The 17026-nt window shown below is 67.2% G+C and carries 12 protein-coding genes; all 12 read right to left on the bottom strand.

Features of this window, described 5'->3' with window-relative positions; translation table 11 throughout:
* The gene (locus tag NX782_RS08875; protein WP_258845084.1) at positions 1 to 2751 is read right to left on the bottom strand and encodes a type VI secretion system Vgr family protein; all 2751 of its coding nucleotides are present in this window, start codon (positions 2749 to 2751) and stop codon (positions 1 to 3) included.
* Between the two features lie 220 nt (positions 2752 to 2971).
* A complete protein-coding gene (gene map / locus NX782_RS08870) occupies positions 2972 to 3790 on the bottom strand; it encodes a type I methionyl aminopeptidase (protein WP_258845083.1) in 819 nt (272 codons plus the stop codon).
* Positions 3787 to 3999, bottom strand: coding sequence for a ParD-like family protein (locus tag NX782_RS08865; RefSeq protein WP_258845082.1), 213 nt, complete (start codon positions 3997 to 3999; stop codon positions 3787 to 3789). The genes map and NX782_RS08865 overlap by 4 nt, the downstream gene beginning before the upstream one ends.
* Positions 4000 to 4030: 31 nt before the next feature.
* A complete protein-coding gene (locus tag NX782_RS08860) occupies positions 4031 to 4591 on the bottom strand; it encodes a hypothetical protein (protein ID WP_258845081.1) in 561 nt (186 codons plus the stop codon).
* 44 nt (positions 4592 to 4635) lie between these two features.
* Entirely contained in the window at positions 4636 to 6759 is a 2124-nt protein-coding gene (locus NX782_RS08855; protein ID WP_258845080.1) for a hybrid sensor histidine kinase/response regulator, read from the bottom strand.
* Between the two features lie 108 nt (positions 6760 to 6867).
* Positions 6868 to 7551 carry a response regulator gene (locus tag NX782_RS08850; RefSeq protein ID WP_258845079.1) on the bottom strand — a complete coding sequence of 228 codons (684 nt, stop codon included), beginning with the start codon at positions 7549 to 7551 and terminating at the stop codon, positions 6868 to 6870.
* 64 nt (positions 7552 to 7615) lie between these two features.
* Positions 7616 to 11836, bottom strand: coding sequence for a hybrid sensor histidine kinase/response regulator (locus tag NX782_RS08845; protein ID WP_258845078.1), 4221 nt, complete (start codon positions 11834 to 11836; stop codon positions 7616 to 7618).
* Between the two features lie 153 nt (positions 11837 to 11989).
* Complete coding sequence (locus tag NX782_RS08840; protein ID WP_258845077.1) at positions 11990 to 13774, bottom strand: gamma-glutamyltransferase family protein; 1785 nt, start codon at positions 13772 to 13774, stop codon at positions 11990 to 11992.
* 95 nt (positions 13775 to 13869) lie between these two features.
* On the bottom strand, positions 13870 to 14637 hold the full coding sequence (locus tag NX782_RS08835) for a 3-hydroxyacyl-CoA dehydrogenase (RefSeq protein WP_258845076.1): 768 nt from the start codon (positions 14635 to 14637) through the stop codon (positions 13870 to 13872).
* 147 nt (positions 14638 to 14784) lie between these two features.
* Complete coding sequence (locus NX782_RS08830) at positions 14785 to 15567, bottom strand: hypothetical protein (protein WP_258845075.1); 783 nt, start codon at positions 15565 to 15567, stop codon at positions 14785 to 14787.
* Positions 15568 to 15663: 96 nt separating this feature from the next.
* The gene (locus NX782_RS08825) at positions 15664 to 16050 is read right to left on the bottom strand and encodes a VOC family protein (RefSeq protein ID WP_258845074.1); all 387 of its coding nucleotides are present in this window, start codon (positions 16048 to 16050) and stop codon (positions 15664 to 15666) included.
* A 57-nt stretch (positions 16051 to 16107) separates the two neighbouring features.
* Positions 16108 to 16971, bottom strand: coding sequence for a hypothetical protein (locus tag NX782_RS08820; protein WP_258845073.1), 864 nt, complete (start codon positions 16969 to 16971; stop codon positions 16108 to 16110).
* Between the last annotated feature and the right edge of the window lie 55 nt (positions 16972 to 17026).

Below are 17026 nucleotides of genomic sequence, written 5' to 3'. Positions count from 1 at the left end.
TCAGTCGTCGAGTGCATCAATGCTGTAGCGCCCAAAAGGAACGGCGCTGGCAAAACGCTCGGTCAACCCGTTCGCATCGGTCCGTCCCTCGAACGTCCGCCCGTCTTCGGTGGTGATGCGATAGCGCTGGTTCTTCATGGGCTCGTCGGTTCCCACCCAGCGCAGTACCGTCTGCTGGTCGTGCTGCGCCTCGCTCTTCGGCAGCGTTACGGCGGCTGGAGCGCCCCCACCCGGCGCGACGTGCGCGAACTTCGACGACTTGATGGTGTGCTCGCCGCTGCTCTGCTGCGTAATGGCGCCACCGCCGATATCCACCTGCGCGCCCTGCGCCACGATGCGGACCTTGGGCGCCTGTAGCACGATCTCGTCGGCGGCGGTCAACACAATGCGCTTCGACGAGGTGGCCTCGATGTCGTCGCCATGGGTCTGCAGTTCGAGCTTGCCGCTGGCGGCGATGAGCTTGATGCCGAGTCGGTGAGCGAACAGGCTGATGCTTTCGGATACCCGCGCCAGCAGTTTCCTGCCGACCGATAGCTGGGTGTTGCCGATGCTGAGCACATCGACATGCGTTTGCGCCCCGATCGCGATGTTGTCCTGGCTAGTCACTGCAACGCCTGCAGGCGCAGAGAGAGCCACAACGGGCTGGCCGCCGGCGCCCGCTCCATTCTTTTCGGTATTGCTACCGGCTTCCCACTGCTTCAGGTAGTCGATCAGCTGGGTGAGTTCCTTGCCATCGGTACCGTCCGCATGATGCGTTATCGCCAATTCGGCCAGTTGCTGCTGAACGCCCTGCAGGGCTTCCGCCAGGCCGATCAGCTCAGCGCGATCGAGAAGTTTGCCGCTGGCGCTCTGGCGTGCGGAGGCACTAATCAGCACCCCTTGCGCTCCTCGCACCGCAACCGCATGGTCGCTGCGCAGCTCAGCGCCTTCGCCGCGCGCCTCGCCCTTGCCATCGTTGCGCGGATGGGTAAGCCACCCAAGATTCAATTCACTGTGGCCGTGTTGGGACGACAGTTGCGCATTGATCTGCCCCGGCGTGTCGTCCAGGCGCAGTTGGTTGTAGCGGGTGCCTTCGACTTCCTTGCTCTTAATGCCGGCCAAGTATTTGTTGCCGGGCAGTGCGCCAACGTGGCTGAACGTAGGCGGCGGGGCCATGCGGCCATAGACGCGGGCGACGATAATCGGTTTGTCCGGGTCTCCCCCGATGAAGTCGACGATGACTTCATCGCCCACGCGGGGCAGCATCGTCGCGCCCCAGTGATTGCTGGCCCACGTGCTGGCAACCCGTATCCAGGCAGAGTCACGATCGCTGTCGCTGGCGCCGGCACCTTGGGCATGACCATGGTCTTCCATTCTGGTGCCGGGAAAGCGCACCTTGACGCGCCCATACTCGTCACAATGCACTTCCTCCCCGGTAGGGCCGACGACGATCGCGCTTTGCAGCTGCGGACGAGGCAAATCGGTACGTGGATCGAACGCGGGCACAATTGGAATGTTACGACGTACGCAGGCAAAGCCATTCGTGTAGCGCATGCCGCGCTCTTCACTGGCTTGCCGCAGCGCGCCAGCGGAATGTCCGTCATCCCATCGGTTGAGCGCAAACAGGCGCTGCACACGGTCGCTAACGGTCTTGGGCAGGTTGTTTTCCGCCTCGATCTCCAAGCGCGTGATGACGAATTCCCTCTCCTTCGGCGGATGGGTGTCGATTTCGGGATGGCCGCTCAAGGCAATCCATTGCCCGACACAGAGCGTGCGCACACTGCCTTCACCATAAAAGCACTTAGATTCGTACTCATGACGCTTCATGCGCAGTTCGCCAAGGTTCCGGTAATCCTCTTCGTCCTCGCCGGCATGCGGGACGTCGATCAGATAGTCATCGAGACTGAATGCGAACCGGTTGCCCATCGTCCCTTGGTCGATACGCGACGGCGTATGATTGCTCATCGGACGGCCCTGCATGTAATCCGTGCTCAGGCGACTGACATTACTTGGCTTGAGCGTGCGGACCGGACTCCACGCGAAAATGGTGTCGCTTGCCTCGGTACCGTCATCGCGGTGGTAGCGAACGGTGCCAGCGGCATTTTGCGGCAGCGTGAACGCGTCGTCGCACAGCACCAAGGCATGGGCTGGCATGTCTTGGCTTTGCGACTGGCTGGCTTGCCCCGGCCGGATGAACCACGCAATGCCGCGCCGCTTCCACAAGCGGCGCAGAAAGTCGGCGTCCGACTCGTTATGCTGCATCGTGAATTCCCGTGCCGGATAGGTGCCGGTCACATACGACCAGTCGACGTCGAAGGCCTTGGCCAACACAGGGTTGTTCTGGCGCCACTCGTCCAGGATGACTTGGGTGATATCCAGCTCATTCAGGTTGCGGAAGACGCGCGTATTGTTGCGCTGTTCCATTAGTGCCAGGGCATCCCGCACTACCAGTTCATATGTCGCTAGGCCACCATCGCTCTGACCGGCCGCTGCCTGTGCCACAATGCCGGATACCGCGCGCAGATCGCCGCGGTCGGTCACGAACTGCAGCTCGACCGGCAGGGCGATGAATTCCTTGAGGGGGAGATTGGCACGTGTCGATACACAAAGGAGACGGTATTCCAGCCCTCCGCATAAAGTTTCAGTTCCGGTGACACGTTTGACCAGCAGGACGTCACTAAGCACCTGCTGCCCTTGCGACAGTCGCACACGGATGGGGCGATTCGCCTCGGTCAATCCGGCGAAGCCTTCGACCAAGCCATGGAAGTTCATTCACCCACCATTAAAATATTTGTTGTCATAACACGTTCCAAAAAATTGATGGTACGTATCTAGAACAACAATATCTTTGACAATGAGCAATCTCTTGCTTGGCGCTATTTGCAGCTTGTCGATACCATCTTTCGAACGACCGATCCGAACCTCTAGTCGAAATGTTCTCGCCCGGCGCTGAAATTGTTGGTACTTTGGTTGGTATCTGACCGACGACTGCTCAGCCCAATCTAGGGCTCTTGCGGGACTGCGCGGGTTTTTCGATTCCTGTCGGGGGGACCAATCCTTCTTCGGTCCGCAAAGTCAGCACCCGCACCCCATGCCGGGTCACCGCCACGGTATGCTCGAACTGCGCGGACAATTGCCCATCCTGCGTTACCACCGTCCAGCCATCGTCTTCGGTCCGCACCGCGCGCCGGCCCTGGTTCAGCATCGGTTCGATGGTGAACACCATCCCCTCACGCAGCATCAAGCCGGTCTGCGGCTTACCCCAGTGCAGGACTTGCGGTTCCTCGTGCATCTCACGGCCGATGCCGTGCCCACAGTATTCCCTGACCACCGAATAGCCGTGCCGGCGCGCATGGCGCTCGATCGCATGCCCGACGTCGCCCAGCCTGGCGCCGGGACGCACGGCCCGGATACCCTTCCACATGGCTTCGTAGCTCACCTGCACCAGGCGCTTGGCCATCGGCGACACCTCGCCCACCAGGTAGGTCTTGCTGGAATCGGCGATGTAGCCGTTCTTCTCCAACGTGATGTCGAAGTTGACGATGTCCCCGCTCTTCAATATCTCGTCCGGCGCCGGCACGCCGTGGCATACCACGTGGTTGCGCGAGGCATTCAGCGCGTAGGCATAGCCGTACTGGCCCTTGCTGGCCGGGCGCGCCTTCAGCGCATCGACGATGTAGGCGTCGACCAGGTCGTTGACTTCCATGGTCGACATGCCGATCAGCTGCAGCCGGTCCAGATAGCCGAACACGCCGGCCAGCAGCCGGCCCGCCTCGGCCATCAAGACGATCTCCTCGGGCCGCTTGGTCATGAGCCGGCCACCTTCAGATGCGGCGTCACCACCCCGGCGGCGCGCAGCTCGCGCGCCATGATCTCGTTGAAGCTCAGGGTCGGATTCAGCTCGGCCAGCATGCCGATGCGGACCCAGAATGCCGCCTGGGCATTGATCGACCGGCAGGACACGCTGCTGGCCTTGCGGATCTGGTCGTGCAACTCGTCTTCCATGTTGACGATACCCATCTATATTCTCCGTATATGGAACATATATTAATCATATATTCCGATCTGGAAGTAGAGCAAGCGGTATTTGCACAAACGTCACAACCCAGACCAAGGGATCGTCATCCCAACTCCCCGCCCCATTGATCCCCTCCCAGATGCCACGATAAGCCAGCACCGGATCCGCCACCGTCCCCGGCACAAGGCCCTCGGCCAGCGCATCGGCGGCGCCGATCGCCTGCAGGCGCTCGATGCGCACGTCGACGATGCGCAGCAGGATGCGGCTGGCCGCGCGCGGCATGAACAGCGCGGAACGCTTGTGCCAGCACGGGGCCGCGTCGGCTTCGCGCCGTGCCTGCGGATCGGCGCCGGGGCCCTCGTCCGCCGCATAGCGCCAGGTGTGGCCACAGGCCTGGGTCATGTCGACGAACACCCATTCGTCGCGCTGTTTAGTGGGGTTGTAGCGGGTGGTCCAGCGGCCGTAGGCGAAAAAGGTTTCGCGCACCCAGAGCAGGTCGCCGGGCTGGCCGAAGCGATTGCGCTCGATGCCCGCGGGCTGGCGCAGGGCGCGCCGGGTCTGGGTCTTGGTGCCGGCCAGCAGTGCCCGCACCATCGGCGCGGAGAACAGGATGCTGCGCGCAGCGGGCAGCGAGCTGCTCAGGCGGGCACCTCATTGGCCGCGCCGCCGTCCGCGGCCTGGGCCTGGCCGGCGCCCTGCGCGCCGCCGCCGCCCGCCGCCAGCATCGCCCCGACCTTCGCAGCCAGGGCCGTCATCGGGAAGGGCTTGGTCAAGAGTTCCATCTGCGCCGGCAGGGTCTCGTTGCGCATCACCGTGCTCTCGGCGTAGCCGGTCACCAGCAGCACCGGGATCTGCGGCCACAGCATGCGGACCTGGTCGGCCAGCTGGCGGCCGTTCATGCCGTTCGGCAGGCCGACGTCGGTGACCAGCATGTCCGGGCGGCCGCCGCGGCCGCGCTCCTGCAGCTGGCGCAGGGCCTGCGGCGCGTCGGCGGCTTCGATCACGGTATAGCCCTGCAGGCGCAGCACCTCCGCCATCACGGTGCGGATGTCGGCTTCGTCGTCGACCACCAGCACCGTGCCCTTGCGGCTGGCCGCCGGCAGCGGCGCCTCGCCGTCGAGGGCCGGCGGTGCCGGCATGTCCGCGACCAGGCGCGGCAGCAGCAGGCGCACTTCGGTGCCCTGGCCGGGTATCGAGTCGATGCGCACCTGGCCGCCCGACTGGCGCGCGAAGCCGTAGACCATCGACAGGCCGAGGCCGGTCCCCTGCCCCATCGGCTTGGTCGTAAAGAAGGGGTCGAAGGCGCGCGCCAGCACGTCCGGCGGCATGCCGGCGCCGCTGTCGCGCACCGTTACCAGCACATACTCGCCGGGTTTCAGGTCGCCGTAGCGGCCCGCCTGCAAGGGCGCGATGACCGCGTTCTCGGTCTCGATCACGATGGCGCCGCCTTCCGGCATGGCGTCGCGCGCGTTATTGGTCAGATTCAGCAGCGCGCTTTCGAGCTGGTTCGGATCGCACAGCGTGGTCCACAGCGCCGACTGGAGCTGGGTGCGCAGCGTGATGGCGGGACCGGCCGAACGCTTGACCAGGTCGGTCATCGACAGCACCAGCGCGTTCACGCTGGTCGGCTTGGGGTCGAGCGCCTGGCGCCGCGAGAAGGCCAGCAGGCGGTGCGTCAGCGCGGCGGCGCGCTGGGTCACGCCGAGGGCGGCGTCGATGCGGGTCGGGAGGTCCCCGGTCTGGCCCATGCGCAGGCGCAGCTTCATGAGTTCGAGGTGACCCGCCACGCCGGCCAGCATGTTGTTGAAGTCGTGCGCCAGGCCGCCGGTCAGCTGGCCCACCGCTTCCATCTTCTGCGACTGGCGCAGCGCATCCTCGGCCTGGCGCAGGGCGTCGGCCTGGTGCTTCTCGGCCGTGATGTCGCGCGCCACGCCGTACAGCAGTTCGCCCTCGGGCGAGATGGTCCACTGGATCCAGCGGTAGGAGCCATCCTTGTGCAGGACCCGGGTCTCGTAGCCGACCAGCGGCGTGCCCTCGGCCAGGATCTGCAGCTGGCGCGCCACGTCGGCGCGGTCGTCGGGGTGCACCATCTCCATGAAGGGCCGGGTGGTGGCCTCCTGCGCGCTCCAGCCGAAGCTCTCGGTGAAGGCCGGATTGACGGTCAGGAAGCGCCCGGTGGCCAGCGAAGCCGCCGCCATCACGTCCGGCGAGATGCGCCACAGGCGATCGCGGTCGGCGGCGTGCGCCGCGACCTGGTGGGTGAGGCTCTGGTTCAGGCGCCGCAGTTCGTCGATCGCCCGCACCTTGCTGGTGGTCTCGAACACCGTGCACAGGATGCCGCCGACGCGGCCGTCCTCGTCGCGCACCGGACTGTAGGAGAAGGTGTAGTTCTGCTGCTCCGGATAACCGAAGCGTTCGGTCGTGACCGGCAGGTCTTCGAAATAGCTGGCTTCGCCCGCGAACGCGCGCTCGGCGATCGGGCCGACCGTGTCCCAGGCCTCGTGCCAGACTTCGCGGAAAGGCAGGCCGAGCGCGGTCTTCTTGCCCAGGATCGGCAGGTAGGCGTCGTTGTTGAAACTGATCAGTTCCGGTCCCCAGCACATGAAGGTCGGGAACTTGGAATTCAGGACCGTGCCGAGCGTCGTGCGCAGGGCCGCCGGCCATTGCGCGATCGGACCCAGCGCCGTGCCCGGCCAGTCGTGCGCGGCGATGCGCTCCCCCATCAGGCCGCCGCCTGTGAGAAAGCCGAGGGATTCGTTCACCGTACTGTCCATGGAGTTGCGTTCATCGGGCCGATTGTAATAAAAAACAATTGCCGGATGGCGCGCAATTGGCACAGCCCTTACAGGCGGTCTGTGCGGTGCCGCGCGCTACAGCGGCGCCAGGCGCCGCGCCGCGTCGAGCTGGCGCTGCACTGCGACGCCGGCCGTGGCCAGTTCGCGCGCGACAGCGGCAGTGGAGCTCGGCAAGGCCGCCTGGGCCTCCAGCGCCGCGGCGGCCTTGAGCAGGCCGAGCATGCGGCAGCCTTCCGCCAGGCGCCCCAGCTGGGCGCGCGCGGCGTCCAGCTGGCCGGCCGCGAGCTGGCCATCGAGTTCGGCGCCGGCGGCCGCCAGCTGGCGCTGCAGGCCGCCCAGGTAGAGCTGCAGGCGGGTGATGTCGATGTTCAGGCGGCGCATGGTGGCGGCCGGTTCTTCGTCCAGGCCGGCCAGGAAACGCAGCACCTTGGCGGTGTCGAAGGGCTTGACGATGTAGCCGGCGGCGCCCAGGCCCAGCGCCTGCTCCATCGTGGCGCCATCGTCGGCGGCCGAGACCAGCACGAAAGGCAGGCTGGCGAAGCGCTCGTCGGCCTTGACCCGGGCCAGCAGCTCCATGCCGGACAGGCGCGGCATGCGCAGGTCGCAGAACAGCAGCGCCGGTTGCAGGCCGGCGTCGAGCTGACGCCAGGCCTCCTCGCCGTCCTCGGCTTCCAGCACTTCGTAGCTGCCGGCGCTGTCGACCATGTGCATCAGCATCATGCGCGACACCACGTCATCGTCGACTATCAGGACCTTCATCGCGCTCCGCCCTTCAAACCATTGTTATTAAGCAAATTATACAGACGGTTCCGGCGCGCACGATTCAGGCCGCGGTTTCTTCGAAACGGGCCAGCATGCCCATCAGGCGCGGCAGGCGCGCCCTCACCTGGTCGAGGCGGCCGCTGTCGGCATCGCGCTCGAGTTCGGTGCACAGCTGATGCAGCTCGGCTTCACCCAGGTAACCGGCGCTGCCGCGCATGCCGTGCAGCAGGCGGCCGCAGGTTTCGAGGTCGCCGGCATCCATCGCCGCGTCGAGTTCGCCACGGCGGCGCGGCAGGTCGGCAACGAAGGCGGCGCGCATCCGGCCCTTCAGGTCGGTGGCGCGGCGGCCGTAATTCGTGCCGCGTCCCGGCGGCGGCGGCACCGGCGTGTCCGGCGGACCGGTGAACACGCCGAACATCGCATCCAGGTCGGCGGTGCTGGGCGCGGACTGGGCACGCACCTCCGCCGGCACCATCGGCTGCAGCTCGACCCCGCGCTGCAGCTGGCGCTCGATCGCGCGGCTCAGGTGGAAATGCAGGTGGGCGTCGTCGATCGGCTTGGTGAGGAAGGCGTCCATGCCGCAGGCCAGATAGCGCGAGCGGTCTTCCTCGCTGGCGTTGGCGGTCAGCGCGACGATCATCAGGCCCTGGTCCAGCACCGGCGCCTCGAGCGGACCGCCGGCGCGGATCAGGCGGGTCGCGGTGGCGCCGTCCATCTCCGGCATGCGGCCGTCCATCAGGATCAGGTCGTAGCGGGTGCGCGCGCAGGCGGCCACCGCCAGCGCGCCGTTGTCGACCACGTCGACGTGGTGGCCCAGCTCTTCCAGCATGGTGCGCACGATGATCTGGTTGGTCGGGTAGTCCTCGGCGCACAGCACGCGCAGGCGGTGCGTGTGCGGCTCGAGCGGCACCTGCTCGACCACCGGCGGCTGCACGCCGTCGGCCAGCGGCACCACGAAGCTGAAGGTCGAGCCCTCGCCCGGGGTGCTGGTGGCGCTGATCGCGCCGCCCATCAACTCGACCAGCTGGCGGCAGATCGCCAGGCCCAGGCCGGTGCCGCCGTAGCGGCGGGTGGTGCCGGCGTCGGCCTGCTCGAACTGCTGGAACAGCCGCGGCAGCGCGTCCGGCTCGATGCCGATGCCGGTATCCTCGACCGAGAAGCGGATCATGTTGCGCCCCTCGGCATCGAGCTGGTCTGCCAAGCGGCGCTCGACGCGCACGCTGACGGTGCCGTCCTGGGTGAACTTGAAGGCGTTGCCGACCAGGTTGACCAGGATCTGGCGCAGGCGGGTCGGGTCGCCCACCACGAAGCGCGGCAGGTCGGGGTCGACGTGCACCTTGAAGCCCACGCTGTGCGCGCCGGCCTGCTCTTCGAACAGGGTGACCACCTGGCCGATGGTCTCGTCGAGCGCGAAGTCGATGTTCTCGATGGTCAGCTTGCCGGCCTCGATCTTCGAGAAGTCCAGCAGGTCGTTGATGATCGCCAGCAGCGACTGGGCGTTGGCCTGCCCGCGCAGGATCTGCTCGCGCGTCGACTCCTTCAACTGGCCGTCGCGCAGGGCAAAGCCGAGCATGCCGATCACGCCGGCCAGCGGGGTGCGCATCTCGTGGCTCATGTTGGCCAGGAACTCGGACTTCTGGCGCGTGGCGTCTTCGGCGCGCTGCTTGGCCTGGTACAGGCGGTCTTCGTTTTCCTGCAAGGCGCCGTTGGCGCGCGCCAGCTCGTCGGTACGACGGCGCACCTGGCGCTGCTGCTCGCGCAGTTCGGCGGTCTGGCGCTCGAGCAGGCGGTTCTGCTGTTCGATGCGTTCGGTGCGCGCGCTGACCTGGTATTCGAGCAGGGCTTTCTGGCGCCGCAGCCCGCCCACGCGGATGCGGAAGATGCCGTAGCCGAGGCCCAGCACCAGCAGCGCGGCCACGCCGCGGAACCACCAGGTCTTCCAGTACGGCGGCAGCACCGTGATCTCGAAGCTGGCCGGGGCGTCGCTCCAGACCCCGTCCTTGTTGGCGGCGCGCACCTGGAAGGTGTAAGTGCCCGGATCGAGGTTGGTGTAGGTGGCGAAGCGCTTGCCGGCATCGGCCGTGGTCCAGTCCTGGTCGAAGCCGGCCAGGCGGTAGGCGAAGCGGTTGCGCTGCGGCGCCGCGAAGTGCAGCGCCGAGAACTCCAGCGTGAACACGGCGTCCGAGGCCGGCAGCGTGATCCCGGCGGCGCGTTCGACCGGCCAGGTGGTCAGGCCCGGATGGCGCTTCTGCACCGGCTCGCCGAAGATGCGCAGGCCGGTGATCACCGCGCGCGGCGCGATCAGGTTGTCGTGCAGCGCGCGCGGATGGAAGGCGGTCATGCCGTTCAGGCCGCCGAAGTAGAGCGTGCCGTCGGGCGTGCGCAGGCAGGACGCGTCGAAATAGGCGCCCTCGAGGGTGCCGTCGGCGATATCGTAGAGGCGCCAGTTGCCGCTGACCGGGTCGAGGCGCGCGATATTGCTGGAGGTGCTGACCCAAAGCTTGCCGTCCTGGTCTTCCAGCATCGCCGCCACCGCATCGTCGACCAGGCCGTCGCGGCTGGTGTAGCGCTGGAAGCGCGGGGTGCCGTCGCTGCCCACCACCATCTTGTTCAGGCCGACCGCGGTGCCGACCCACAGGTTGCCGTGGCGGTCTTCCAGCAGGTGGTGAACTTCGTCGTGGCTGAGGCTCGTCGGGTCGTTCGGATTGTGGCGGAAATGGCGGAACCGGCCGGTCGCGCGGTCGAGCAGGTCGAGACCGTCGAAGGTGCCGATCCACAGCCGGCCCAGACGGTCTTCGAGCATCGGCCGCACCACGTTGTCGGCCAGGCTCGCGCCCGCCGCCGGGTCGTGCTGGAAGCTGGTCAGCTTGCCGCTCTTCGGATCGAGGCTGTGCAGGCCGCCCTTGGTGGCGATCCAGAGCACGCCGTCGCGCGCCACCAGCAGGTTACGCACGTTGTTGGCATCGACGTCGCCTGGCATCAGGCTGCGCCGCGTCATGCGCCCGCTCTTCGGATCGAAGTTCACCAGGCCGGCCTGGGTTCCCACCCACAGCGTGCCGTCCGGTGCCAGCGCGACCGCGCCGGCCGTGGCCTCGCTCGCGGCGGCCGACTCGCTCACCAGCCGGTAGGTCTTTTCCTGCCCGGTGGCCGGCTCGAAATGGTGCAGGCCGCCGCTGCTGGCCAGCCACAGCTTGCCGGCGCCGTCGTAGACGATGCCGCGCACCTTGTTGTCGCTGAGCGTGACCGGCAGGTCCGGCCCGCGCACAATGCGGGCGAAGCCGCCACCGCCGAGGTCGGCGCGCGAGACGCCGTTGTACCAGGTACCAACCCAGAAGGTGCCGACACGGTCGGCGAACAGCGCCGACACCTGGTTGTCGCCCAGGCTGTAGCGGTCGGTGATCCGGTGCGGATGGTGCTCGAAGCGGTCGGCCGCCGGCAGCCAGCGGTACAGGCCGCGGTCGCGGGTGCCGACCCAGACCTGGCGCCCGCCATCCTGGTACAGCGTGGTGATGTCGCTGGCCGGCATGCCCTCCGCCTCGGTAAAGCGGGTCAGCGGGCCGGCGCCCGGCGCCGCTTCCTTGTTTTTCAGGTCGAGCGTGCGCCGCTCGAGCCCGCCCACGCTGCCGATCCACAAGCGCTGGCTGGCATCGAGCAGCAGCGACTGGATCGCATTGAACTTGCCGCCCTGCGGCGACGGGTGGTGGGTAAAGCGCATCAAGTCCGGCCCGAGGCTGTCCAGGCCGTTCGCGGTGCCGATCCACAGCCGGCCGTCCGGCGCCAGCGCCAGCGCGCTGAGCCGGTCGGACGAGAGGCTGTCGTCCACCCCGGCCACGTGGTGCCAGGTGGCGAAGCGCTTGCTGGCGATGTCGAAGTGCTGCAGGCCGTCGCCGGTGGCCAGCCACAGGCCATCCTTGCCGTCGTCGACGATGGCGCGCAGGTGGCGGTTGCCGTTGCCGCGCTTGGCCGGCTCGTCGGGCACGAAGTTGGAGAAGCTGCTGCTTTCCGGGTGGTAGAGGGCCAGGCCGCCGTCGGTGCCGATCCACAGCCGGCCCTTCTTGTCGACGTAGAGCACGCGCACCCAGTTGTTGACCAGCGAGGTCGGGTCGCCGACCACGTTACGGAAATTGATGAAGCGGTAGCCGTCGTAGCGCGACAGGCCCGATTGGGTGCCGAACCACATGAAGCCGTCGCGGTCCTGGACGATCGCCAGCACCGATTCCTGGGGCAAGCCCTCATCGACCGACAGTTGTTCGAAACGCAAGGTTGGGGTCGGCGCGGCCAAGGCTGCTCCGCCCAGCAGGCAGGCCAAAGCCAACACTGCCAGCACCCACAGGCGCTGTAGCGAGCGCCCTTTTAAGTCATGTTTAATATCCACCCGGCAAGAGTAGCAAAGTCTGCCCTTGCCGGGGGGAATAAATACCTTTTTGCCAGCGTTTTAGTCGCCTTTTGCCACACCTTCGCGACGCGGGTCGGCGCCGCCGAACCACAAAGACACGCCATGGATGTCCATGCGCTCGATGCCCTGCAGGCCGGAGGTCTGTTCGCCGATCCGGATCGTGTGCCCGCGCGCCTTCAGGGCGTCGATTTCACGGACCGGGAAGCGCCCCGCTTCGAGCTCGGTCGGGCCGTTGCGGCTGCCGAAGTTCGGCAGTGCGATCGCCTGCTGCATGTTGAGGCCCCAGTCCAGGGTGCCGACCAGGACCTTCGCCACGTAATTGATGATCAGCGGGCCGCCCGGCGAGCCGATCGCCTCGACGAAGCGGCCGCTCTTCTTGTCGAACACGATGGTCGGGCTCATCGCGCTGCGCGGACGCTTGCCCGGCTCGACGCGGTTGGCGACCGGGCCGTTGGCATCCTTCGAATCGAAGGAAAAGTCGGTCAGCTGGTTGTTGAGGATGAAACCGTCGACCATCTGGCGCGAGCCGAAGGCATCCTCGACGCTGGTGGTCATCGACAGGCCGGCGCCGTACTGGTCGACGGCGACCACGTGCGAGGTCGAATGGGCTTCGATCGAATTGTCCAGGCCCCAGTTCCAGGCCATCTCCACGCCCGGCGGATGGCCGGCCTCGGCCTTGCCCATCGAGCGGCTGCCGATGACGCTCGCGCGCTTGGCCAGGTAATTCTTGTCGAGCAGGGCCGGGATGCCGCGTCCCGGCAGCGGCACGAAGTCGGTGTCGGCGGCGTAGCGGTCGCGGTCGGCATAGGCCAGGCGCCCCACTTCCGAGAACAGGTGCACCGCATCCGCACCCGGGATGCCGTTGCTGGGCGCCAGCGCCTTCATGTCGCGGGTCTCGAACATGCCCAGCATCTGGGCCACGGCGATGCCGCCCGAGGACGGCGGCGGCATGCCGCACACGGTATAGCTGCGGTAGTCGCTGCAGACCGGCTCGCGCAACTTGGGCTGGTAAGCGGCGATGTCGGCGGCGCTGAGCAGGCCAGGATTGGTCGGGTGGCTCTTCACCTTGGCCTCGATGTCGCGCGCGATGCGGCCCGTGTAGAAGACCTCGGCGCCGCCTTCGGCGATCTCGCGCAGGGTTCTGGCCAGCTCGGGATTCTTCAGCAGATAGCCGACCGGACGCGGATTGCCGTCGGCGCCGTAGAAATAGCTGCGCGCGGCCGGGTCCTTGCGGATGTAGGGATCGCCGGCCAGCAATTGGTGCAGGCGCGGGCTGACCTTGAAGCCGTTCTCGGACAGGCGGATGGCCGGGCCGAACAGGGTCTTCCAGGGCAGCTTGCCGTGCTGCTTGTGGGCCAGCGCCAGCATGCGCAGCACGCCGGGGGCGCCGGTCGAACGGCCGCCGACGATGCCCTCGCTACGCGACAGCGGCGTGCCGTCCGGGCGCTGGAACAGGTGCTCGTCGGCTTTCGACGGCGCGGTCTCGCGGCCGTCGAAGGCCTGCACCTTCTTGCCGTCGTAGTACATCAGGAAGGCGCCGCCGCCGATGCCCGAGGACTGCGGCTCGACCAGGGTCAGCACCAGCTGGGTCGCGATGCCGGCGTCGATCGCCGTACCGCCCTGCTTGAGCATCTCGTAGCCCGCCTCCACCGCCAGCGGATTGGCGGCGGCCACCATGTACTTGCGCGCGGCCCAGCCGGCCTTGTCGGCATAGCCGGTGGCGGCTTCGGGCGCTTTCTGGAGCGAGTCCTGGGCCAGGACGGGCAGAGGGGACAGCGTCGCGAACGCGCCGCCGAGTACGAGAGCAAGCAACTTCGACTTCATTCGATTCTCCGGAAAAAAACAGGGCGTGCGGCCAAGGCTGCACGCCCGATATCCGGAGCATCCTACCTCAAATGAGCAAGTTGCTCACGACACCTTTATTTTGGCTGCATGCGGATCGCGCCATCCAGACGGATGGTTTCGCCGTTCAGCATCGTGTTTTCGATGATGGTGCGGGCCAGGTGGGCGTACTCGCCCGGCATGCCCAGGCGCTGCGGGAAGGGCACCATCTTGCCGAGCGCATCGCGCACTTCCTGCGGCATGCCCATCAGCATCGGGGTCTCGAAGATGCCCGGGGCGATGGTCATCACGCGGATGCCGCTGCGCGACAGGTCGCGCGCCATCGGCAGCGTCATGCCGGCCACGCCGGCCTTCGAGGCGCCGTAGGCAGCCTGGCCGATCTGGCCGTCGAAGGCCGCGACCGAGGCGGTGTTGATGATGACACCGCGCTCGCCGTGCTCCAGCGCCTCGGTCTTGCCCATGGCGTCCGCCGCCAGGCGGCACATGTTGAAGGTGCCGACCAGGTTGATGTTGATCGCGCGCTGGAAGGCGTCCAGCGGGTGCGGACCATCCTTGCCGACGGTCTTGATGGCCGGCGCCACGCCGGCACAGTTGATCAGGCCGCGCACGGTGCCCATCGCGCCTGCCGCTTCGACCACCGCCATGCCGTCGGCTTCCGAAGTGACGTCGCATTTGACGAAGCGTGCCTTGCCCGCGCCCAGCTCGGCGGCCAGCTTCTCGCCGGCTTCCGCCTGCACGTCGGCCAGCACGACCATGCCGCCCGCTTCCACGATCATGCGCGCGGTGGCGGCGCCCAGGCCCGACGCGCCGCCGGTCACGATGAATACATTGTTCTGAATTTGCATGCTGTCTCCTCCGGGGTTTTCGATGAATCCTAAGGCTTATTTTTAACGTTTACGTAAACGTCAACTCCCGGATTGTAGCGAGCTTTTGCCGGAAATACCATGACGGCGAGACGATGCAACGCCGCCATGGGCGTTTTGCCGGGTGCGCTAATTGCATTGGACGGTGGTGCCGACCTTGCTGCACACACGCCCGCTGCTGCTGACGCCGACGCCGTTCGGGCCGAGGTTGTAGCTGCCGCCGTTCGCATCGCGGCAGGCGCCGCCGACACAGGAATTCAGCGGCGTATTGGTGGGCACCACCGGCTGCGGCGCCTGCCCCGCTGCCGGGACCGGCACGGCGCCGTAGCCGATCGCCGCGGCTTCGTTGCTGGTCAAAGGACGCGGCGCCAGCGGACCGGCCGCCTGCCAGGCTTCGCGCCGGCGCGGGGCCTGCTTCGCCTGCTTCTGCCGCGACGGTTGCGATTGTTGCGACGGCTGGGATTGCTGGGGCGCGGCGGGGCGCGTCAGGCTGTCGGTTTCGTCGTGCACCTCGGCCGGGTCCTTGCGCGCCGGATCGCTGCCCTGCTGCCGGCGCGGGTTCAGGACCGGGCCGTAGCTGGGCGGCGGCGCGCTGCCGGCGGGACGCGTGGTCGTGCCGCCATTGCCCGCATTCGGGTCGGTGCTGCGCGCGGGCCGGGCCGCATCGCTATGGCCGGCGGCTTCGTCGGGCACGGTGGCATCCTGGTTGGCGCGCTCGGTGCTCCGGTTCTGGCGGCCGGTGGCGGCAGCCTCCTCCTTGCGCAGGAAGGCCTCGGCCTGTTGGCGGGCCTGCTGCGCCTGTTGCGCCTGCTGTGGACTCTGCACCTGCGCCTGGCGCGCCTGGACCGGCACGGCCGCGCCTGCAAGCAGCGCGGACAGCGCCATGGCGCCGACGATCCCGATCTGTCTCATGGCTCACCTCGCTCCTTATTTCGCTCGTTGCGTTTTGCTGGATGAGTCCATTATCGGCCGCGCCGGTCGCGGCAGGCGCGCGCCTGCCCGGCGGCATCACTGGCCGGGCGGCGGCTCCCACAGCTCGACCTTGTTGCCCTCGGGGTCGATGACCCAGCCGAACTTGCCGTATTCGCCGTCTTCGAACTTGTCCAGCACCTGGCAGCCCTCCTCGCGCAGCGCCTGCAGCAGCGCGCTCAGGTCGGCGACCCGGTAGTTGATCATGAACGGGGACTTGCTGGGCTCGTAGAGGGTGGTATCGGCCGCGTTGATCGACCAGACCGTCATGCCGCCGGTCGGCTTGCCGTCCTCGTCGCGCCAGCTGAAGGCGGTGCCGCCCCAGTCCATCACGTCGATGCCCAGGTGCCGCTGGTACCAGGCGCGCAGCGTCGCCGGTTCCTGCGCGTTGAAGAAGATGCCGCCGATGCCAGTGACCCGCTTCATGTGCCCCTCCTGAAAAAGTTTCTTAAATTTATCACAAGCACATCGGGAGGCATTCCCTTATCTGGCTCGGTAGCGGGCGGCCAGCGCCGTCACCTGCGCGCTGGCGGTGCGCACGGCGCCGGCGACCGCCGGCACGCCCAGGCGCTCGTCGACGGACAGCACCAGCAGGCGGGTCCGGCTGTCGTACACGGCGTACAAATCGATGCCGTATCGGCGCACCAGCTGCAGGCCCAGGCGGCGCGTCTTCGCTTCGATGCGCGCCAGGCGGTCGAGGTCGAAACGGGCCGGGATCATGTCGCGAAAGCTCTTGTGTTCGAGCAGGGTCGCCAGAACGAACCTGGCGCGCGCCTCATCGTCGGTGAGCGAGACCAGGCGGATCTCCTTCAACAGCGCGCGCATGCTCGGCGACTGCAGATCGACCAGCGGCGCCGTGCCGGGATTGAAGGCGTCGGCGCGCAGGCCCAGTTCGAGTTCGATGACGCTGCCGAGCATCACCAGCTCGGCCCGCAAACCGGCTGCGATCGCCGCCCATTGCATGGCCAGCGCATCGGCCATGAACGCGTTCAGGCGCGGCGATGCCAATACCTTGCCATGCCGCGCGTAGCTGCGCACCCAGGCGTTTCGATCCGACAGCAGCGGCGTCACGGCGGCGCACAACTGCAAGTTGATCGCGTCATAGGCAACCGCGATCTCGCGCACCTGCGCGCGCGGCAGCACGGCCGGCTTGGCGCCTTCGGACTGCGGGCGGACTTCCTGCAGCAACTGGGTGCCGATCATGCCCAGGCCGTTGCAGGTCTCGCGTTCCAGGTAGCGGGTACCGAGCAGCGTGTCGACGATTGCATCCGCGTCGGCGGCGTGGCAGGGTATGGCGGTGGCCAGCAGGGCGGCGCAGGCGGTGGCGATGAGAAGGCAGCGTTTCATATCCCGCTATGGTAGCCTGCTCATGCTGGACAGGAATACCGCACGACACGACAAG

The sequence above is a fragment of the Massilia norwichensis genome, from assembly GCF_024753245.1.
GTDB lineage: Bacteria > Pseudomonadota > Gammaproteobacteria > Burkholderiales > Burkholderiaceae_D > Telluria > Telluria norwichensis.
The sequence above is the reverse complement of the archived record's forward strand: the minus strand, read 5'-3'. Positions and strand labels throughout refer to the sequence as shown.